Below are 21,881 nucleotides of genomic sequence, written 5' to 3'. Positions count from 1 at the left end.
TTTCTGTAAATGTAGCGGTTATTTTGTGCGTTTAGATATTCAGGTTGCCATCAGAAGCAAAAAATAGTTAACCTATTTCTGTTACTTTTCATAAACGTTACATTTACTTTGTACAAATCAAAACCAAAAGGACCGGGTGCTTTTTAAACGGAAAAAATATAAACAGGGAGAACTGACGGATGCGCAGATGATAAGGATGGCTCAGCAGAACCATAAGAGCTTTGGGTTACTCTACGAAAAATACTTTGAGCAAATGTTTCGGTTTGTATTTAAGCGTCTGGGAGGTGATGAAGAAAATGCATCTGATATTACGCAGCAGGTATTTATTAAAGCGATGGGAGCAATAGGGAGATACGAGGATCGGGGATTCCCTTTTTCAACCTGGTTATACCGTATCGCACAGAATGAGGTAAATATGTATTTTCGGAAGAATAGCAGGAATTTTACGGTGGAGGTTGAGGAAAAGTACATCATCACATTGATGGAAGAAATGGAATGTGATGAGAAAGGAGTGGACCACCAGGAGATGTTAGTACAAAAGCTCAATCGTCTGAAGCCGGAACAACTGGATCTGATTGAACTACGGTTTTTTCAAGAACTTTCTTTTCGTGAAATTGCCGATATTTACAATATTACTGAGGCTAATGCAAAGATGCGGATCTACCGTATTATTGAAAAAATGCAACAGGAGAAATAAAAAGTAATGAGAGAGATAAAAGTCGATAGAACAAAAAAGAAAGTGGAGCCAACTTCCGAACAAATAAAACGGAATAAGGATTTTTCACGTCTTTCTCATGAATATGACCGGTTGACAAAACGACCCCGGAAGCCGCTCTATAAAGACCCGAAATTATTTTTACTTATTTTTCTTATTCTTCTAATCCTCTTTTTGGTTTTTATGGAATCAAGAGAAAGTGAAAAAGAAGTGCCTCGCTTAATAGAAAAAGTAGTAGAGTAGTGTTTCATTTGTATCTACAGATCGTTTTCTTCCCCTAAAATTGTCATAAAAACATAGTTGTACAGCACTAAAGCTGCCATTTCGACAGGTTTTATTCAGAGTATTACTGAATACCTGTCAGTAAACCGGAGTTTACCCCGGGTGGCACAATCCTTGTCCAAAGAGAAATGTGTTTAAATTGAAATGAAATTAATTGAGTTATGGGAAAGATAATTGGAATTGACTTAGGAACAACCAACTCATGTGTGTCCGTGATGGAAGGGAATGAGCCGGTTGTAATCACGAACGCAGAAGGTCGTCGTACTACGCCGTCGGTTGTTGCTTTCGTGGAAGGTGGTGAGCGTAAAGTAGGAGACCCTGCAAAACGTCAGGCCATTACAAATCCTCAGAAAACGATCTATTCGATCAAGCGCTTTATGGGGACTACTTTTGATAATTTAGGATCGGAAGTAACGCGTGTACCTTATCAGGTTGTAAAAGGAGATAATAATACACCACGTGTGAAAATTGATGATCGCCTTTATACACCTCAGGAAATATCAGCAATGATTCTTCAAAAAATGAAGAAAACAGCTGAAGACTATTTAGGTCAGGAAGTTTCAGAAGCTGTAATTACAGTTCCTGCATACTTTAACGATGCGCAACGTCAGGCTACGAAAGAAGCCGGAGAGATTGCGGGGCTTGCAGTGAAGCGTATCATTAACGAGCCAACAGCAGCGGCTTTGGCGTACGGTTTGGATAAAAAAGGAATTGACCAGAAGATTGTAGTATTTGACTTTGGTGGAGGTACACATGACGTCTCTATTCTTGAGTTAGGTGACGGAGTATTTGAAGTGCTTTCTACAGATGGTGATACTCACCTTGGAGGAGATGACGTGGATGATGCGATTATCAACTGGTTGGCTGAAGAGTTCCAAAAAGACGAAGGGTTGGATCTTAGAAAAGACCCAATGGCACTTCAGCGATTGAAAGAAGCAGCGGAAAAAGCAAAAATTGAGCTTTCTTCAACAACATCTTCTGAAATCAATCTTCCGTACATTATGCCGGTTGACGGAGTTCCAAAGCACCTTGTTCGTACATTGACACGTGCTAAGTTTGAGCAACTGATTGCTTCAATTGTAGAGCGTACCATAGAACCGTGTAAATCAGCATTGAAAAATGCCGGTCTTTCGATTGGAGATATTGATGAGGTAATTTTAGTCGGAGGATCGACACGTATTCCTGCCATTCAGGAAGCCGTACAGAAATTCTTCGGAAAAGCTCCTTCAAAAGGTGTAAACCCGGATGAGGTTGTTGCGATTGGTGCTGCCATTCAGGGAGGTGTATTGACAGGAGAGGTAAAAGATGTACTTCTTTTGGATGTAACACCACTTTCATTAGGAATTGAAACTATGGGAGGTGTATTTACTAAATTGATTGAGGCAAATACAACCATTCCGACGAAAAAATCGGAAGTATTTTCAACGGCTTCGGATAATCAGCCTTCGGTAGATATTCATGTTTTGCAGGGAGAAAGATCAATGGCAGCGGATAATAAATCATTAGGACGCTTCCAGTTGACTGATATTCCACCGGCACCAAGAGGAGTTCCTCAAATCGAAGTAACTTTTGATATTGATGCGAACGGAATTATGAATATCTCGGCCAAAGATAAAGGAACAGGAAAAGAACAGTCGATCAAGATTGAGGCTTCTTCCGGATTGACAGAAGAAGAAATCCAGCGAATGAAACGCGATGCGGAAGCAAATGCGGAAGCAGACAAAAAGCGTAAAGAAGAGGTGGATACATTGAACCAGGCAGATTCGTTGATTTTCCAGACCGAGAAACAACTGAAAGAGTACGGTGATAAAATTCCTGCAGATAAGAAGGGAGCTATCGATACTGCTTTGGCAGAATTGAAAAAAGCATACGAAGGCAAAAATCTTGAAGAGATCAAGCCTGCGATGGAAGCATTAAATACAGCTTTCCAGGCTGCTTCTCAGGATATGTATAACGCTGCACAATCTCAGGAAGAAGGAGCTGCTGCTAACGCTGAAGATGCAGGAAGTGCATCAGATGAAGTAACAGATGTAGACTTCGAAGAGGTGGAAGATAAAAAGTAAGAAGAATAGCAAAGATGCAGAAGAGGGAGGCTTTTAAAGTCTCCCTTTTTGTTGAGTCTAACCTTAGAAACCCCGGGGGTAAATATCCAGTTCAATCATTAGGTCATAGGTGGGAGTTGAGTTATGAGGAATAAGAAAAAATCGGGGATCTTCCTCCAGTCGCAACAGCCCTTCATGCTCTTCTAGTTTCCGTTCGGAATCAATAATGAGAACAGATGGGTATACTCTATCTTTGTCATCGATCAAACGCCAGGTTCTGCGTTCAAATGTGGGGTATAATGTATTGGGAAAGTTATCCGTACAGGCTGCACAGGCATAATTGTGGAGAATATAGCCGAAGTCAGTGATAAGAATAAGTTTTGCATGGTGTTTTTCAGCTAGTTTTTTTAAGTCCTGACATTTTTTGAGAACATCCTCAACGGGACGTACAAGAATATAGGTGCTTTCGTTCAGGCGTTTATCAAGATTTTCCTGGAAGACGGTTAACTTAAACACGAAAACACCCAAAAAAGGAAGGTAGAAAAGCGGGTTGATTTTTTTGAAGGGTAAAAAATACAACAGGGTCGCCAAAAGTACAGGAAAAGCAAGAAACATCCGGGAATACGAATAGAATATTGTATCCGAAGCATTGTGCAGCCTTGAATTGAAAAGAGGAAGCAGAAGAACAAACGGAATAATGATACACGTATAACCTTCGACTCTTTTTCCTATCCGGAAGAAGTAAATAGCGAAAAACACAGGCAGGAGTAATGCCAGCCAACTCCAATGGAGATACAAAGGAATCAAGCCGTCAAAAAAGAGATCGAAATGTGCGATGCCATCTGTGAAATAAGACCATGCAAACTCTCCTGAAGGTCTGTGTAATTCATAATTCGGATGTCGGGTATAGAAAGAATTTAGCAGAGAGTGAATCAGCCAGCCGGTTAGTAGTCCGGCAGACCCGTAAAAATACAATTGGATCTGTTTGCTGTTCTTTAACCAGAAGTATAAGGCAAGTGGTCCGGAAAGAATAATTGAATTCGGGTTAACAGTGAATCCTAAAACAATGAAAAGAGCAAAGAGATAATAAGCAACGGGTGTTTTTTTATCCATCCAGATAAACGAAACCGAAGCGAGGGCAATACCGGTAATAAAACCCCTGGAAAGAGTGGTGATTAAATCATAATCTGCCGGAAAGGCCAGGGCTAACAATAAAATCAGGTATCCTGTAGGTTGTTGTTTGCGAAAACAGGCCAGCGATGCGGGAATAATAAACGGAAGCAAAGCTAACAGAGTAGTGACGATTGGTAATGCCTGATAAACCGGGACACCAGCGAGATACAATGGAGTAGCTAAAAGTGCTTCCAACATGGTGTTGTACCCTTGCCCGTAGTATCTGGTTTCGTGAAAAATCCCTGACGAAAAATCCCGAACCCCTTCCCATAAGACAGCCTGATCCTGATCGGTATATTCAAAGCCGAATTGCATCAACACATAAATCCGGTAAGCAATAATCAGTGTAAGCAAAGCTAAAAACAGCAGAAGGCGTTTTACGGAAGTTTTCAATAGTTCACAGTGTTTGATTACGAATGTATTGAATTCAAAAAGAAAAAGAAGAGTCTCAACAAAGAAAAGTTGTCCATTCGATGATGACTTCAACATATCCCGATACAGCTGTAAAAAATCACTTATCTTTGTTCCCATTATTTTTTACGTTAAAAACAACACGTTACCGATGGAATATAATTTCAGAGAGATTGAATCAGATTGGAGAAAATACTGGGCAGAGAACAAAACATTCAGAGCAGAGGATAATTCTGATAAGCCAAAGTATTATGTGCTCGATATGTTTCCTTACCCTTCAGGAGCAGGACTACATGTAGGACATCCGCTGGGATATATTGCATCGGATATTTATGCGCGCTATAAACGACATAAGGGTTTCAACGTATTGCATCCGATGGGGTATGATTCATTCGGGCTTCCGGCTGAGCAATATGCGATTCAGACCGGACAACATCCGGCTATTACTACGGAAGAAAATGTGACACGGTATCGTCAGCAGTTGGACCAAATCGGTTTTTCGTTTGACTGGGACAGAGAAGTAAGAACATCCAATCCGGAGTATTACAGATGGACACAATGGATTTTTAAGCAATTATTTGATTGCTGGTATAATAACGATTCGGATAAAGCCGAACGGATTTCAGTGCTGGAAGAGCGATTTGCTCAAGAAGGAAATGAAACTGTAAATGCGGTGCATGATTGCGAAATAACTTTTTCTGCTTCGGAGTGGAAGGGCTTTTCGGAAAAAGAGCAGCGGGCTATCCTGATGAATTATCGGTTGACTTATTTAGCTGATTCATGGGTAAACTGGTGCCCGGCTTTGGGGACTGTACTTGCCAACGATGAAGTTATAAACGGACTTTCAGAGCGAGGCAGTCATCCGGTAGAGCAAAAGCTCATGCGTCAATGGTCCATGCGGATCAAGGCGTATGCAGAGCGATTGCTGACAGGGTTAGAAGGGATAGACTGGTCGGATTCGATCAAGGAACAGCAACGAAACTGGATCGGAAAGTCAGTAGGGTGTTCGGTTAAATTTCAGGTCTCGGATGCTGATTCTGCCATCGAAGTGTTCACGACACGTCCTGACACTATTTTTGGTGTTTCTTTCCTTGTTCTGGCTCCGGAACATCCTTTGGTGGACAGCCTGACAACTGATGAGTACAAGGAAGAAGTAGAAGCCTATAAAAAAGCAGCATCACTGAAGACAGAACGGGATCGTCAATCGGATGTAAAAAATATCACAGGGCAATTCACCGGAGGATACGCAAAACATCCTTTTACAGGAGAAAAAGTAGCGATCTGGATAGGAGATTATGTGTTGGCTTCATACGGAACTGGTGCTGTAATGGCAGTTCCATGCGGGGATCAGCGCGACTGGGATTTTGCCAATCATTTTGGTATTCCGATTAAGAATATTTTCAGTGATATTGATATTTCGGAAGCTGCGTATACTGAAAAAGAAGGTGTGATTGCGAATTCTGATTTTCTTTCCGGACTGGACGTGAAAGCAGCGATGGCAAAAGCTATTGAGGAGATCGAGAAACAAGGAATTGGTAAAGGAAAAACGAATTACCGATTGAGAGATGCTGTATTTTCCCGCCAGCGATTCTGGGGAGAACCATTCCCGGTATACTATAAAGACGATGTGCCGTATATGGTAGAGGATAATCAGCTTCCGGTTGAATTGCCGAAAGTAGATGCGTATTTACCAACTGAGGACGGTGAGCCACCTCTTGCACGTGCAAAACGGGAAGACTGGAATGTCTTTGAAGGAGAGCGAATGGAATTTAACACCATGCCGGGATGGGCAGGATCGAGCTGGTATTTCCTGCGGTATATGGATTCGAAGAATGACGGAGAATTTGTCGCAAAAGAAAAAGCGGACTACTGGCAAAATGTAGACTTGTATATCGGAGGTTCGGAACACGCTACCGGACACTTATTGTATGCTCGTTTCTGGACAAAATTCTTATACGATATGGGATACATCTCTTTTGATGAGCCTTTTAAAAAGCTGATCAATCAAGGGATGATTTTAGGGAGAAGTAGTTTTGTCTACAGGGATAAAGAAACAGGAAAGTTTGTTTCTGTTTCAAAAAAGGATGATTTTGATACGATTGCGCTACACGTCGATATTAATTTGGTAGACAATGACCGTTTGGATATTGAAGCATTTAAGAAATCCCGTCCTGATTATGCAAATGCTGAATTTATCCTCGAAGAGGATGGAACCTATGTTTGCGGTCACGAAGTTGAAAAAATGTCCAAGTCGAAATTCAATGTCCAAACTCCGGATGAGTTGGTAGAAAAATTCGGTGCGGATACATTGCGTATGTACGAAATGTTCCTGGGACCACTGGAACAGGCAAAACCCTGGGATACAAAAGGAATTAACGGGGTTCACAACTTTTTGCGAAAGTTGTGGCGTTTGTTTCATAACGGACAGGGAGAGTTGGAAGTGGTTGATCAGCAGCCACAACCGGAAGCATTAAAAACACTGCATAAAACAATTAAGAAAGTTACCGAAGACCTTGAACGTTATTCGTTTAACACACCGGTTTCAGCATTTATGATAGCAGTGAATGAATTGACGGATCAGAAATGTAATAACAAAGCTGTTTTGGGTGATTTACTGGTTTTATTAGCACCTTTTGGACCGCATATTGCAGAAGAATTATGGAAAAAACTAGGGAATACTACCTCGATAGCGTATGCACAATGGCCGGAGTTCAAAGAAGAGTTTTTGGTGGAGAATTCATTTGATTACCCGGTTTCCTTTAATGGCAAAATGCGCTTTAAAATAGCTTTGCCGACTGATATGGGAAAAGAGGATGTCGAAAAAACGGTACTGGCCTCAGAACAGGCACAAAAATACCTGGAAGGAAATCAACCTAAAAAGGTAATTGTTGTGCCCGGAAGAATTGTAAATATTGTTATGTAATTGATAAAAGCAACTGTTCTAAAAAGAGAGCAGTTGCTTTTATTGAATTTTTACTCCTATTACTGTATATAGATACCCTTCTGTATCTGTCATGCGAAAGATATAACTTCCCGGATGCAGTGTTTCTCCAAATGAAAAGGGGAGACTATTGTCTGGTGTGGAGATGCGTTGAACCAACGTGCCACTTGTTGTGTAAACTTCAACTTGTTTTAGTTTATTCGCTCCTGCTACGTGAAAAGAAGCAGAAGAAGGATTTGGAAACACCGTAAACTGATTTTCCTGTTGATCGGGAAGAGAAGCTGTTGAAACAGGAAGAAAAGTAGTGTCTTGTACCGTGGCAATGAAAAAATCCCGTAGATAAGGAGCTTCATATAGTGTATTCTCGAATACAAGTCCTGTCCTGTTTCGGCCAATTATGGCAATGCTTCCATCGAAGCAGGTCATTCCAAGTGGATTCACAGTTCCCGAAGGAGATTGCGCAGAAATAGTTTGCTGCCAGACTAATTCACCGTTATCCGGGTGTAATTTAACGAGCAGCGGCTCAACAAAACCATTCAGGACTACCGGTATGCTTCCAATGTAAGGATTTTCTCCACTGTTAATAAGAAATACTGGGGCTTCCAGCGAATCAAGGAGTACACTGACTCCTTTGTCTTCTCCTGTCCCTCCGATGGCTTCCAGCCAGACCAGTTCTCCATCCTGGTCCAGTTTACCCACCAAAGCACTGGAAAATCCTTCGGCTGTAATAACAGATCCGGCTAATGAGTCTACCGATAACTGAAAATCTCCGGTAAAATAGGAAGTCCCGTTTTTTGCTACTGTTATGGCAGTTCCGTGTACCTGACCTTCTCCCCGGATCGTTTTGACCCATTGAAAGTTACCGTTTGAATCGGTTTTCAAAATATAAAAATTGTGGTTGGAGTTATTGTTATCCAGAGGATTACCCAGAATAGATGTGTTGTCCCCGTAACTACCAATGATATACACATTGTTGTCTTCGTCCAGATCAATACCATTCCCCGAAGTTCCGTATCCGTCGCTTGCTATGAGCCATTCGGTAGTTTGCGTATTTAAATCATACTTAAACGTAAACATATTAAAATCGGCGGGTGAGTCAAGCTCAAATCCGTCCAGTTCAAAAGACCTGTAAAACTGTCCTGTAACATAAATCTGTTTATCTTCGGAGAAAAGCACATCAAAAATACTGGCACTTTCAACCACTGGAGCAATGGAAGCAAAATAATTTCCGGAAGTATCAAAAAGAGAAAGAAAGATTCCCTTCTGAAAAGCATTCACAAGTGTATCATTCCGTATGAAAAGAGAATCGCTGAATTCACCTGCAACTAAAAGAAACTGATCGCTTACTCGTGCAGCCTTCATGGAAATATCCCTTGTAGAGGTTATACTTTCTGTCCAGGTTATCGTTCCATCCGGAGAACACTTTCCTATCATACCGTTATAGAAATTGTGACCCGGTAGATGAGAAGATCCGATAGAAAAATCATTCCTGAAATTTCCTGTGAAGCATATTGCTCCTCCCGATGTGTAATCAATGGCAGTTCCTTCGGTCATGCCATTAGAAGCTCCCGTAATCACGTTGTTCCATTCCTGAGCGCTGAAGGAAAAACTCATAAACCAGAAGACGAGTAAAGACAGAACCCGGAAAAATAAAAAACGGTGCGTGACGATCATCGTATCAGGTTTATATGGCCCATAAATTCTTCCCGGTCATCTACATAACTCTTTTTGACGGTAATTTTCCAGATATAGGTTCCGTCCTGAACAATAGTACCTCCATAAGTTCCGTCCCATCCAAACTCTGCATCATACGATTCGAAAAGAATTTCTCCCCATCGGTTAAATATGGTTAAGTGATAATTGAACGGATCGTATCCTGATGTGAAAATAGGTTTGAAAACTTCATTGTAGTCGTCATTGTCTGGAGTGAAGGTATTCGGAACATAAAAAAGAAGTTCTTCTTTCATTGTAATAGTCTGCTCTGTAACATCAGAACATCCAATATCGGAGAATACCGTCAAAGTAATGGTATAGGTTCCTGTCTCGTCCGGGAAAGTATGCGAAGGAGAAAAATCAGTAGAAGTTCCGGAACCATCTCCGAAGTCCCAGACATACGAGTCGGCACCATAAGAGGTATTTACCATCTGCGATGTCAGATTGATGGTAGATAAATGATCCGGATCGGCGGAGAATTCAGCAATCGGATCCGGTTCGACACAGATATAGTCTGCTACGGAGCTTGTAGCAGTACAACCCGCTGAACTGGTAACGGTAAGAGAAACATCGTAGCATCCTATTCCGTTATAAACTGATGAAACACTGCCGCAACCACTGGCTGTTTGACCATTTCCGAAATTCCAAACACAATTGGCTCCGTTTCCGGTAGAAAGATTACTGAATACAGTCGTTACAGGTGAACATCCTGCCAGTACATCTCCGGAGAATTGAACATCCGGAATCGCATTAACTGTTACGGTTACCTGATCTGTGTTACTACAGCCTGTTTGGGAGGTACCTGTTACCGTATAGGTGGTCGTTTGGTTGGGAGTAAAGGAAACCCCGTTATTCACACCATTGTCCCAACTATAGGATGTCGCACCGGAAGCAGATAGTATCACTGTTTCCCCTTCACAAACGGAAATATCATTTCCGGCAAATACGGTTGGTTGATCGTGGACAGTGATCGATACAGAGTTGGATTGAAGTTGTGAACAGGAAGATACAGAAGCATCTTCAACGTTTTCTAAATTATACGTGAACACGCCAGGAACACCAGTTGGAACCTGAATCGTGATGGAATTACTTCCCGATGGAGTTGTAATCGTTTGGGAAGCTCCTCCGTCGATGTTATAGGTGAACGTATAGGGAGCTGTTCCGCCCGCTCCCGTAAAGGTCACGACAGGGGATGTCGCATTAATACATACGGAAGCTGTTCCGGAGATTGTTGCTGTGGGTAAAGGATGCGCGGTTACCGTCAGGTTATCCGTGTTCTGACATCCGTTGTTGTCAGTTCCGGTAACTGTATAGGTAGTCGTTCCGATACCGGGAGTAAAGGATACTCCGTCAGTAACAGAGTTGTCCCATACATAACTGGTAGCCCCTGTACCGTTTAATGTAATGCTGGTTCCGGCGCAAACTGTTTGATCCGTTCCGGCCTGTACATTTGGCAGAGGGTTAACAATAAGGGTGATGGTTGAGGTAGAGTCGCATCCATTGGCAGAGGTGAATACCTGTGGATAAACTCCGGCTGCTGTTTCCTGATTCCCATGAATCATAGCGGAGGCTCCCTGACATATACTGAGAGTTTGAGAAGTTTGAATTTGCGGAACTTCACTGACGGTATAATCCGGAGTCTGATAACTACATCCTTCAGTAGTATAAACTGTAACAGATATTGGATTATCTGCAGTTGTCACCGGTGTAGTTTGTGTTGTAGCTCCATTTGACCACAGATAGTTTGCAAATCCGGATCCGGCGTCAATTTGTGCTGTAAATCCCTGACAGTATTCATTATCACCCGTTATCGTTGTAATCGGATTAGGGTGAACAGTAATCGTTACCTGATCCGTCCCTGTACAGCCATTAGCGTCAGTTCCGGATACAGTATATGTAGTGGTTGCCGTTGGACTAATTGTATGAGACGCTCCTGTTCCCAGATTATTGTCCCAGGTGTAAGATACTCCTCCCGAAGCTACCAGCGTGGTAGACGCTCCTTCACAGATAGCAAGATCTGTACCTGCATTAATAGGTGCATTGGTATTAACAGTTACTGTAATATTATCTGTGTTTTGACAACCAAAAGCATCTGTTCCGGTTACTTCGTAGGTGGTTGTGCCGTTGATGATAAAGGGTACACCATCCGTTACACCATTATTCCATGTATAACCACTTGCCCCGGAACCGGAGAGAGTAATGGTTGAGCTGGTACAAACTGTGAAGTCATTCCCTGCCGATACATTCGGAAGAGGATTAACTGTCACCGTTACCTGATCTGTATTTGTACAGCCGGCAGACGAGGTTCCGGTAACGGTATAGGTAGCGGTCGAAGTCGGAGTGAAAGCCACACCGTTAGAGATTCCGTTATTCCATACATATGAAGCAGCATTCCCTGAAGCAGTTAATGTTACACTTGTCCCATTGCAAATTGTCTGGTCTGCTCCACCATTAACAGAGGGAGATGGATTTACCGTAACAGTGGTAGTAGAAACAGCAATACATCCGTTGTCGTCAATCGTGAGCGTATAGGTTCCTGACATTGTCGGGGTAGCATTTGGAAGAGTAGGGTTCTGCTGGGAAGAACTAAAGCCGTTAGGTCCTGTCCATGAGTAAGTGCCTCCACCTGATCCACTTAAATTAATGGTGGCTCCCTGACAATAAGGTCCGTCATTTCCTGCGGTTGCATTACATGGTGGTGCACATAGAGGATCGTTTGCTGAAAGAACCGTTAAGGTTTGTGTAATAGGATCGGAAGGGCAACTGTTCGTATTATCAGGTGTGAAAGTTAATGTGTAAGTACCCGGTGTGCTTGTATCTATAGAGGAAGGAGACCAACTTCCGTTGATTCCATTGTTTGATGTTGCAGGTAGTGTAGGTTGGGGGTCGTTCTGACAAATATCAGGGAAAGGATCAAACACGGGTGGTTGAGGTGTATTGACGGTAACGGTTATTGATTCCGATGACTGACAGCCCGAAGCCGGATTTGTGACGGTTACATTGTAGGTTGTTGTGGTGGTGGGAGAGGCTATCGGAATAGGAGACGTCGTATTGGAAAGACCTGTAGAAGGCGTCCAGGAATAAGTATTGTCCGGATCCAAACAGACGACAGTTACACTACCCGGTAAAGTGCCCCCGGAAGGGTTGGATTGAGAATACACATTATTTCCGGAAGTATTGTTCAGGTTGATGGTGTTTTGATTATTATTTGCACCGGAATTATAAGAAAACGTGATTACGTCATTTGTAGAAACAGGAATTGTAAATGATGCTGAACTGGCAGAGCCCGAGATTGTATAATTCCCCTGTACATTTCCATTGACCAACAGGTCTACAGATGCTCCTCCGGTCCAGCCATCTGATCCGGAATCATTTAATACAAGCGTGTAATTACAATTGCTGACACCTCCGGTTGCAGTAACATCAAGTTGAACAGACTCTCCCTGACAGATCGTTTGATCCGGGAAATCCTGCAGGTTTAATGAAACCGGATTTATGACATGGGTTGTTTGGCAATTGAACTGTGCATCTCCAACATTTAGTGTTACAGATGCGGGAAATGTTGCCGTTGCAGGATTGAAAATTCCTGTTGCAGGGTCTATTCCCGATCCGGAAAAAACACCATTTGCACTGGTATAATTGTTCAGGTCTATAGGAGTATTGTCCCCCTCACAAAGTATGGGAGCACTCCACGCTGAAGAGCATACTACTGCTGGTGCAGAAGTAGTAGTATTACAGGTGTATCTTCCCATCCAGGTGCTATATCCTGAACCGTCATTAGAAGATGAGGAAGAACCTGCTATTGAAATCGATGTTACTTCTGCATCAGTTTGTAAAACTATGGTTACACATTGGGTAGGATCACCAACGCGGAGAAAAGGTGTGACTGCCGGATTATTGTCCCAGCTTCCCCATTCCGCAGTGTTGGAATTGACAAGTGAATAATTGATAACGGTACCTGTGGCATTACTTGTGAATGAAGGAGTAGAAGTGCCTAGTATATTCGCTCCGTTCGTTTGAATAATGATACCTGTAACTGCGGAAGACCCACCGTTAGAGACCCATTCGCAATACTCAATGGTTACTTCGTAGACTCCATTCCCTAAATACGTGTTGGAAAGCACGGAGACGGACATCCCGTCACAGGAATAAGTGTATTTGTATGAAAAGACATACGTAAATAGTACAAGTAGTAATAGTTTAAGTTTCATAACAACCAATTTTTTATAATTGCATTTGAGGCTGTCGAAAAAATAGGTGAAGGTTATTGTGTGTCGATCAGAATAGAAGAAAATCAATTCCTCAATTTCACCTGACGTAGTTTGACATAGCCCTATAGTTACACGTAAGTGAAAAACGGAGAATAAAGACAGCTAAAACTGAATTTATTAGTAGTATTCGGCCTTTCATAGTATCTTTCGTGTCAGTACATCATGGTGACGAATATAGACTTAATTTGGTTGCTAAAAAAAGCTTAATATATCTGATTATCGGTATTTTACACGGATTTCAGGAATGGTGATTTGAAATTTAACAGAATTGTTTTTTCAATAAAAAGAACTGCTTTTTGGTGGATGTGTTAAACAATTGAATCATATATGTGTTCAGTGTTAAAAAAGAGGTGAATAGCAGATGGAAGTAAGTATTTTTTGGCACAGGAGAGATTTACGTCTTTCTGATAATGCAGGGCTGTTTAAGGCTCTAAAAGGAAGTGAGCCTGTACAACCCCTTTTTATTTTTGACAAAACTATTCTGGAGAAACTTCCCAAAAAGGATTCACGGGTTCAATTTATTTATGACTATGTAAAGGAATTGAAAGAAGAATACAAACGCTTAGGAGCAGATCTGTGGGTGTATTTTGGAAGTCCAAAAGATGTGTTCCGGGAAATTCTGACTTTGGAGAAAGTGAGCACGGTATATACGAACCGGGATTATGAACCGTATGCTCTGGAAAGGGATAAGGCGATTTATGAATTATTGAAAGAGCAGGGAGTAGCGTTTGTCGGAGCAAAAGATCATGTAATTTTTGAAAAAGATGAGGTTCTTAAAGAGGATGGACTTCCTTACACTGTTTTTACACCGTATTCCAGAAAATGGAAATCCAAACTGAATCCATTTTATATAAAGTCATATCCTGTTGAAAAGCATCTGAATAATTTATACGCAGGGGGGAAGAAAACGGAAATACCCGAACTTAGCGAATTAGGATTTGAAGAAAACCCAACTGTAGAATTCCCTGCTAATCGTGTTGAAGATGCTATTTTAGAAAAATACCACGAAACCCGGGATATCCCTTCTGTTAAGGGAACGAGTCGTTTGTCTGTTCATCTCAGGTTTGGGACTATCAGCATTCGAAAGTTAGTAGCACAAGCACAAGCAATAAGCGAATCTTTTCTGAATGAATTGATTTGGCGAGATTTTTACCAAATGATTTTATTTCATTTTCCGCAAACTGTTTCTGAGGCCTTTAAGCCCCGATATGACAGAATTGAATGGGAGAATGATGAAAAACTATTTGCCGCCTGGTGTGCGGGGAAAACCGGATATCCACTTGTTGATGCAGGAATGCGAGAGTTAAATGAAACCGGTTATATGCACAACCGTGTCCGGATGGTAACGGCCAGCTTTTTGACCAAACATTTGTTAATTGACTGGCGTTGGGGAGAGCGGTATTTTGCAGAAAAGCTACTGGATTTTGATCTGGCGGCTAACGTTGGGGGATGGCAATGGGCTGCTTCCTGCGGGTGTGATGCGGCACCCTATTTCCGGGTGTTTAATCCGACGCTGCAGTTGGAAAAATTTGACCCGGATCGAATATATGTTCGGAAGTGGGTGAAAGAATTTGGTTCACACACCTATCCGAAACCTATTGTTGAGCATAAAGTAGCAAGGGAACGAGCCATTGAACGTTATAAACAAGCCTTGAATAACTGATTACTTTCTTCGGGCAGTAAACTTGTACTGGAGAGTAACATAAGCATTGATCCCATCTGAGGGAAGTATACCCGGTCCGGGATAACCGGTAGCACGTCTTGTGAAATACGTCTGATTGGTGAAGTTGTTGACACCAGCTTCAATCTGAAATGAATTTTTGAAAGTGTAACGAGCCGAGAAATCCATTACATAATAAGCAGGGACTTCTCCGATCACAGCATCTCCTGAAGGAACTACAGCGTTGGAGGCATCAGTAAATTGTTTTGCATTGTAGCTACCCTGTACCTGGACAGTAAAACCATTGTAGCCGTATTTCAATCCGGATCGAATAATAACGGGACTTACATACTCTACCTGCTTGTCAATATAATTAGGTTCTTTAGAAGTGATGTAACGCGAATGAATATATGAAGCATTAATAAAAAGCGATAACCCGTGTTTGGTGTCCTTCATAAATGCTTTAAAAAAGTCTGCTTCAGCAAATGCTTCAACACCCATATTTCGTGCGTTTCCGATGTTTGTTCGTTCCTTGTACAAGGTGCCCGCTTTAGGGGCAAGTCCGATTTTATCGCCATAAAAAATATAGAACCCGGCCAGATCGTAGATAAAATAATCTTTGATTAATCCCCTGAAACCTATTTCCCCGGTATAGCCATACTCGTCTTTGATCAGTGGGTCAATGACAATGTTAGGATTATTGACACGTATATCTGTAAAATTGATAGCTCGGTAGTTTTGGGTGAAATTCAGATACAGTGAAGTGCTTTTATTCACTTTGTAAGAAGCGCCTAGCCCAAAAAGCGGAACATTTCGAACGACACTATTCGAGTCGCGTAATGTGAAAATATCAAGAGTATCAGCATTCAGCGGGTGGATAACATATTGTTTGAAATAACCGGAAGAACCACTACTGATGTGCTCGAAACGAATTCCGGCATTTAACGTAAACTTTTTCCCCAGGAAGAAAATATTTTCGAGAAAAGCAGCGAAATTTCTGGAAGGGTATTCAAACGATGAATTTTCAAGATCATCCGGATTGATGTAACGAAATTCAGCTCCGTCTCCTCCGGTTGCCGTTCCTTGATTAGCAGTTGTGTTTCCCTGATAATACCTTGCCCCGATTAATAATCCTCCGCGGAATTTAGGGTCTGATTTATCTTTACTAAGCGAATATTTTTGGAGAAATCGTGCTTCCATTCCGCCATTTTTAAAATGTCCCTGGAGCATTTCCCGGTTTCCTCCCTGATCTGCCTGTGTAATCTTACCTAAAAAACCTACTGTTTCTCGTGAAGACAGCATACCAAAAGCCCGGAAGTTAAAATGAGCGTTTTTAGTAATATCATAATCATAATGAAGAGCCAGAAGGTTCCAGTTTACCCGAAACCAGTTCCTGTCCCTGAAACTTTGTCTGGGATCTTCTGCAAACTGAACATCGGAAAGCCCGCCTGCTTGTTTGGCAAGATAATTCATATGGGTATATTCCAGTTTGATTTGCATCTTTTCGGAAATGCGATAGCCTAATTGCCCAAATGCCTGGTGTTGATTGAACTTACTGTTATCCCTGTATCCGTCGCCTCGCTTGAATTGATGGTAAACCTGATAACTCCAGCGTTTTACAGTTCCTGCTACACGATTAAAGGTTCCGAAATAACCATACGTTCCAATTGTATTACGCGTAGTAAACTCAAAAGGAGTATGTGCAGGCGCATCTTTGATCAGAAAGTTAAGAAGTCCTCCGAACTGGGTTCCGAATTGTAATGAGGCAGAACCACGGATTATTTCTATTGCCTGAAGCGCTTCAATTGGTGGGGTATAATAGCTTTCCGGATATCCAAGGGCGTCGGCACTAATGTCGTATCCGTTTTGGCGGGTATTAAAATTAGCTGTTCGGTTTGGGCTAAGTCCTCTTCCACCGATTCCCATCTGGATACCTGCACCGTCATTTTCCCAGATGTTTAATCCCGGTATTTTGGCAAATAATTCGCGCGGATTTCCTGTCGATTTTGCGCCACTCAGGTTGTTGAGTTCAATGACAGCATTCGTACCTGTATAAATCTGTACACCTTTGATGGGAGGGAGATACCCGACATCAAAATCGGCCATGCGTTTATGCATAACCTGAACTTCTGCTATTTCCCTGTATTTTTCAATAAGCAAAATTTCAACCGGGGATTTGGTACCGATATGCTCTTTAGTAACAAGGAAGAATAAGCTATCAAATCCAGAACTGTATAGCAGTAGAGTGTCGCCAACCTGTACAGGGATCTCAAATTTCCCGTCTATTTTAGAGAGCCGGTTTACTGATGATGATATATTTTTCACCGCTACATAGGGGAGGGGGGTGTGGGATTGATCCACAACAATTCCTTTTATCTGTGAATGGACAGGGAAAAATAGAGCAAGGAGCGAAAGTATGAAGAGTATATATCTGATCATGGTGTGAATGGTTCTATCCAGTTTCGGTGACTCAAATTGTAGGGTAATGTTGTCAGATCATGTTTCCGATCAATGAAAAGTTGAGAAGGTCGTCCGTTAAGACTTACATATACTTCAGCATGCACGGAAGGATCAGTAATCGTAATTTCTTTTTCTCCGAAAGAAAAAGTCTTCCCGTCATATTTTACCTTTAAAAATCGGGCATATTGAAGAATCATATCCGGTTGTGTGGACATTTGGTCAATTTGTGTCTGTGTGAGGTAGTGCGTGTTGTCAATTTGAGCTGTTCTACCTGTCGCTTTATCTTTGATATAAAAAGTGGCGTACCCTTCTTTGTGCATAAGCATTACGCGCCATGAAAAACGGAATCCTTCCTCATTCCAGAAAAGATTTCCCGGATAGAGCGTATAACGGAAAGGAAGGGTAATCTGTGCTGCGATATAGATCACAAGGAAAGTCAGGACAAGTGGGTTTGTTTGTCCGGAGGGCTTTTCGTCAGGAACTTTTTTCTGTTGCGTGATACGCAGCATCCTTTTTAGAAAAGTCAGCACTTTTTCATGAAACTCATTCGAAAAGAAAATAAGTGTTGAGAAGATCATTACCCAGGGAAATACACCAATCGGAAACAGATACCAGGTAATCAAATGAAACCCGACGACAAATAAGTAAGCAAACCTTCTGGTTTTTGCCGTAAGGAGAAAAAATACAATAAATAAGTCATACAAACAACCGAACCAACTGAACAGATAGGCTGTTTCCTTCATCTGTAGAAATGGCCCGAAAAAAGGAATTGTATGGTGTGCTTGCAGCCATGTTCGCAGAGGTTCCGCATGAAATAACCAGTCGGAGTTAAGTTTGGCTATCCCTGCAAAAATATAAACAACAGCTAACTGGAATTTCAGAATTCCAATGTGCCATTGCGAGGTTGTGTCTCTTCGTATTGAAGGATTCCGAAATGCATCCACTGAAAATTTTGCGTTTGCAGGAACGAGCACCATAAGGAAACTCATCAGACTGACAAAATAATAATGATTCAGGTAATTGGACTTGTCAAGTAACTCGACATACGTAAAACAAAGAAAAAAAACAAAAGCACTATAGCGGTACAAATAACCAATACTAATACCGATAGCAGCAAGCAACATCAGAATGAAAGGGAGATACATCCAGTTTCCGGGTAATGGTTTAACCCATTCGAACCCCAGGTATCCGAAATAAAACTGAGGATCTATGTAAAGTTGCTGTACCCAACCTTTGAAGAGGAAACGACTGACCCCAAATAACATGAGAACCCCAAAGATTATCCTGTAAATAATCAATGGGGTTATAGAAACTTGCTTGTCAAAAGCAAAATAATTAGTCCATTTACTGCTAATCTCCGTCATTATCCTGATACGTAATCAACACACCAAAGGAGGAAGTCATATCGGTTTTGAGGTTCACAACCTGACTTTGAATCAGATTATAAAGAGCTTCCAATTCAGAAGGATTACTTTGCATCTCTTCTTCTAACGTTCCCTGAAACGTATCGATTTTTGTAATAATCTGATCAAAAGTGTTGTTAATTGTTGTGTTCAACGCAGACTTTTCGAGATGAATCAGGTAATCATCGAATCCGCTTCCGTTGGAGGATCCGTTATGTGATTTACCCTTGTACAAACGATGTATGGAAGCAATATTTGCGCGAAGCAGATCCAGTGAGATTCCACTGTAAGGAGCTTCAATATATTCCGGCAATTGGATTCCAAAACTTTGAATTCCGATCGGGATACCGAGTTTCGCGGTTTTGGCCAACTCATAATCCCGGTTAAATTCGTTGACCAACTCTGAAAACGAAGAAGTCGTTTCTGTTCCTGTTGAACTCACAAAAGTGGATCGGTAACTGCTCCAGGCAGAAACAACAGCCGTTGTTTCGTCAGACAATTTGTAAATAACATCTTTTGTGTACGTTTTATAGCCGGTCTCACTTAATCGTGTGAAAGCATCCGGATTGTACAAAAGATAATCCAACGCAGAAAAACCAATTGCAACGGTATTTCCGGCAGAAGCGAGATTATAGGTTCCTGAGGAAATATTGGATTCAACTACTGCGGTGTCTGTAGGGAATGTTCCCGTAGCTCCTTTGTACCCGTAATTTCTGAATGGACCAAAATCATACATTTTTACGGTCTGATAGGCAAGATAGGCAGCCTGCCATTTTTCTCTGAGCAGGTCAAAGTTAGCTGAAGAAGCATCTGTCTCAAATGCATCAAAAGCAGATTTAAGCTCAGTTACTTTTGCCTGATAATCTGCCAAAGCTGGCAGGATCGTATTATCAGCGATATTGGTTAACATCGCCCCCTTATCAAAAGCAGCAGAGGAGGAATCATCTTCCTCCTTCTTGCAACTGACAAATGCCAAAGTGACGAATGCGACTATAGTGAGATAACGCATTGTTAGTATAGTTTTTAATATTTAGAATCCAACGCTCCTTTAATGGAGTTGATATCTGACACAGACATATCCCAAAGGTTGTCTTTGAAGAATAGCATAATAGCAGCATGTTCTGCAGCAGACAATCTTCTTGTTTCAATCGGAGCATAACGAAGATTCCATGTGAAAGCATAAGCTTCTGAAAGTACGTGAAGGAATTTTGCATTGTCTGTTCCAAAAGCAGAAATGGCATCATTCAAGTACTTGATGGCCTGATTAGCAGAGATGTCCTCCCATTCTTTGCGGATGGCGATAATAGCAGCATCTCTATCTTCAAGTACATCTGCTGAGATCGCTGCACGTCCACGGAGGAAGTTATTCATCATATCTGCATTTGAATTCAATGTACCGTTCTGAGAATTACAGTATTTTCCCCAGAAGCTGTCAGGAATAAGCATCGGGAAGCTAGGTTCTACACCAAAGTATCCGAATGCTTCATCAAAATGATGTTCCATTGTTGTGTAATATTTACCGGCAGCAGGATCAACAGGAGTTGTGTTATCAACATCCATTTTTGCATCACTGAAATAGACATTGAGTGCCTGGTACATAAACACACCACCCATAAGTCCTTTTTCTATTAATTGAACATGTTCGTATCCTTTGTCATCAAAAAGATAGGTTTTCCCATCCGCTGAAGTAAGTGTACCTGCCTGTCCGTCAGCAGCCGTCATAGAAAAACTCAAACTGGCTTTAGCGATAGAATCCATCCAGTTTTCGAACATCTGCTGATCAAGATTGAAGCACTTGTCTTTCAATTGTTTTGTTGAGGAGAAAGAGAAGTTCCCGGCTCCATTATCTCCTGTATTTGCAAACATATCTTTTAATGCCTGTGCATCCAAAGCGGTAGTAGTACCTGTTTTCATCATGACTACCATTTCTTTAAGTTGCTGAAGACGGTCTGCCTGCCCGCTGTAATTCACGGTAGAATTTCCATTGGCATCGGTGAAAGAGTAGGTTGTTGGTACATCGTATTCCTCTTCTGAATAGTAGGCACAACTTCCGTTATCTTTTTTTGCTTCACTGTCGAAGTTCAGCGCTCCGGGGTCTGTACAACCCTCTTTTTTACAGCCCATTAATGCCAAGCTGATAATTCCTGCAGTTACTAGAATATGTTGTTTTTTCATCAAGAACGATTTTTTGTGCAAAACTACCGCAGGATCAAACATAGGGCAATACCATAAAAGTGGTATTTTTAATTATTCTAAATAAAGATATTTTGATTGAAGGAATTACAGGTCTTCTGATATAAGGAACTGTTTAGATGGTGAGAGCAAGGTTTTAAAAATGGAGTCATTTTCGTTTGAAACCGTAAATATTTTGGATATTATCATTCCTTTTTGTCGGTTCTGCTTAATTTTACGACATTCACATTTTTGTCAAAACATATTTCCGCTATGGAATTTAAGAATACGAAAGAGTTTGCAGTCGAGTTGGATGAAAAAGATCCGTTACGCAAATACAGAAGAGAGTTTTTAATCCCGGATTTTCATAAAGAAAGAGTAGTCTATTTTACAGGGAATTCGTTGGGATTACAGCCTACACGGGTTGGGAGTTATATCCAGCGAGAACTTGATGATTGGGCGAAATGGGGGGTGGAAGGACATTTTAACGCAGACCGTCCCTGGTTTGCCTATCACGAGTTTCTGACCGAAAAAACAGCGCGAGTTGTAGGGGCAAAACCAACTGAGGTAGTAGTGACACATTCGTTGACTACGAATTTGCACCTGTTGATGGTTTCTTTTTACCAACCGAAAGGAAA

12 protein-coding genes and 1 pseudogene are annotated in these 21,881 nt (G+C 41.6%); 6 read left to right on the top strand and 7 right to left on the bottom strand.

The genetic code is table 11. The features are described from left to right. Positions 1 to 136 precede the first annotated feature (136 nt). The 3 genes from AC4PL9_RS11720 (at position 137) to dnaK (ending at position 3,060) form a co-directional block, all read left to right on the top strand. Positions 137 to 697 carry an RNA polymerase sigma factor gene (locus tag AC4PL9_RS11720; protein WP_491604936.1) on the top strand — a complete coding sequence of 187 codons (561 nt, stop codon included), beginning with the start codon at positions 137 to 139 and terminating at the stop codon, positions 695 to 697. Positions 698 to 703: 6 nt separating this feature from the next. Beyond that, a complete protein-coding gene (locus tag AC4PL9_RS11715; protein ID WP_491604935.1) occupies positions 704 to 958 on the top strand; it encodes a hypothetical protein in 255 nt (84 codons plus the stop codon). Positions 959 to 1,158: 200 nt separating this feature from the next. After that, positions 1,159 to 3,060, top strand: coding sequence for a molecular chaperone DnaK (dnaK, locus tag AC4PL9_RS11710; RefSeq protein ID WP_491604934.1), 1,902 nt, complete (start codon positions 1,159 to 1,161; stop codon positions 3,058 to 3,060). 63 nt (positions 3,061 to 3,123) lie between these two features. Here the strand turns inward: dnaK and AC4PL9_RS11705 are convergent, their stop codons facing one another. Beyond that, complete coding sequence (locus AC4PL9_RS11705; protein WP_491604933.1) at positions 3,124 to 4,743, bottom strand: hypothetical protein; 1,620 nt, start codon at positions 4,741 to 4,743, stop codon at positions 3,124 to 3,126. A gap of 31 nt (positions 4,744 to 4,774) precedes the next feature. Between AC4PL9_RS11705 and leuS the strand changes: the two genes are divergently transcribed. After that, the gene (gene leuS, locus AC4PL9_RS11700; RefSeq protein ID WP_491604932.1) at positions 4,775 to 7,546 is read left to right on the top strand and encodes a leucine--tRNA ligase; all 2,772 of its coding nucleotides are present in this window, start codon (positions 4,775 to 4,777) and stop codon (positions 7,544 to 7,546) included. A gap of 39 nt (positions 7,547 to 7,585) precedes the next feature. Here leuS and AC4PL9_RS11695 read toward each other — a convergent pair whose 3' ends face one another. Continuing rightward, positions 7,586 to 9,178, bottom strand: coding sequence for a T9SS type A sorting domain-containing protein (locus AC4PL9_RS11695; protein WP_491604931.1), 1,593 nt, complete (start codon positions 9,176 to 9,178; stop codon positions 7,586 to 7,588). A 56-nt stretch (positions 9,179 to 9,234) separates the two neighbouring features. Further along, positions 9,235 to 13,488, bottom strand: coding sequence for a PKD domain-containing protein (locus AC4PL9_RS11690; protein WP_491604930.1), 4,254 nt, complete (start codon positions 13,486 to 13,488; stop codon positions 9,235 to 9,237). Between the two features lie 421 nt (positions 13,489 to 13,909). Between AC4PL9_RS11690 and AC4PL9_RS11685 the strand changes: the two genes are divergently transcribed. After that, positions 13,910 to 15,211, top strand: a complete 1,302-nt coding sequence (locus tag AC4PL9_RS11685) for a cryptochrome/photolyase family protein (protein ID WP_491604929.1) — start codon at positions 13,910 to 13,912, stop codon at positions 15,209 to 15,211. On the opposite strand, the gene AC4PL9_RS11680 is transcribed toward AC4PL9_RS11685, so the two are convergent. The 4 genes from AC4PL9_RS11680 to AC4PL9_RS11665 are packed head-to-tail and all read right to left on the bottom strand — an operon-like array spanning position 15,212 to position 21,246. Next, positions 15,212 to 17,647, bottom strand: coding sequence for a TonB-dependent receptor family protein (locus AC4PL9_RS11680; RefSeq protein ID WP_491604928.1), 2,436 nt, complete (start codon positions 17,645 to 17,647; stop codon positions 15,212 to 15,214). Further along, positions 17,644 to 19,032, bottom strand: a complete 1,389-nt coding sequence (locus tag AC4PL9_RS11675; RefSeq protein WP_491604927.1) for an HTTM domain-containing protein — start codon at positions 19,030 to 19,032, stop codon at positions 17,644 to 17,646. The genes AC4PL9_RS11680 and AC4PL9_RS11675 overlap by 4 nt, the downstream gene beginning before the upstream one ends. Further along, positions 19,019 to 20,080 carry an imelysin family protein gene (locus tag AC4PL9_RS11670; RefSeq protein ID WP_491604926.1) on the bottom strand — a complete coding sequence of 354 codons (1,062 nt, stop codon included), beginning with the start codon at positions 20,078 to 20,080 and terminating at the stop codon, positions 19,019 to 19,021. Before AC4PL9_RS11670 ends, AC4PL9_RS11675 begins: the two co-directional genes overlap by 14 nt. A 14-nt stretch (positions 20,081 to 20,094) precedes the next feature. Beyond that, the gene (locus tag AC4PL9_RS11665) at positions 20,095 to 21,246 is read right to left on the bottom strand and encodes a DUF4856 domain-containing protein (protein WP_491604925.1); all 1,152 of its coding nucleotides are present in this window, start codon (positions 21,244 to 21,246) and stop codon (positions 20,095 to 20,097) included. A 270-nt stretch (positions 21,247 to 21,516) separates the two neighbouring features. Between AC4PL9_RS11665 and AC4PL9_RS11660 the strand changes: the two are divergent. Beyond that, a pseudogene (locus AC4PL9_RS11660) lies at positions 21,517 to 21,881 on the top strand (kynureninase); the annotation flags it as partial.

The sequence above is a fragment of the Wandonia sp. genome (genome assembly GCF_984588085.1).
The sequence above is the reverse complement of the archived record's forward strand: the minus strand, read 5'-3'. Positions and strand labels throughout refer to the sequence as shown.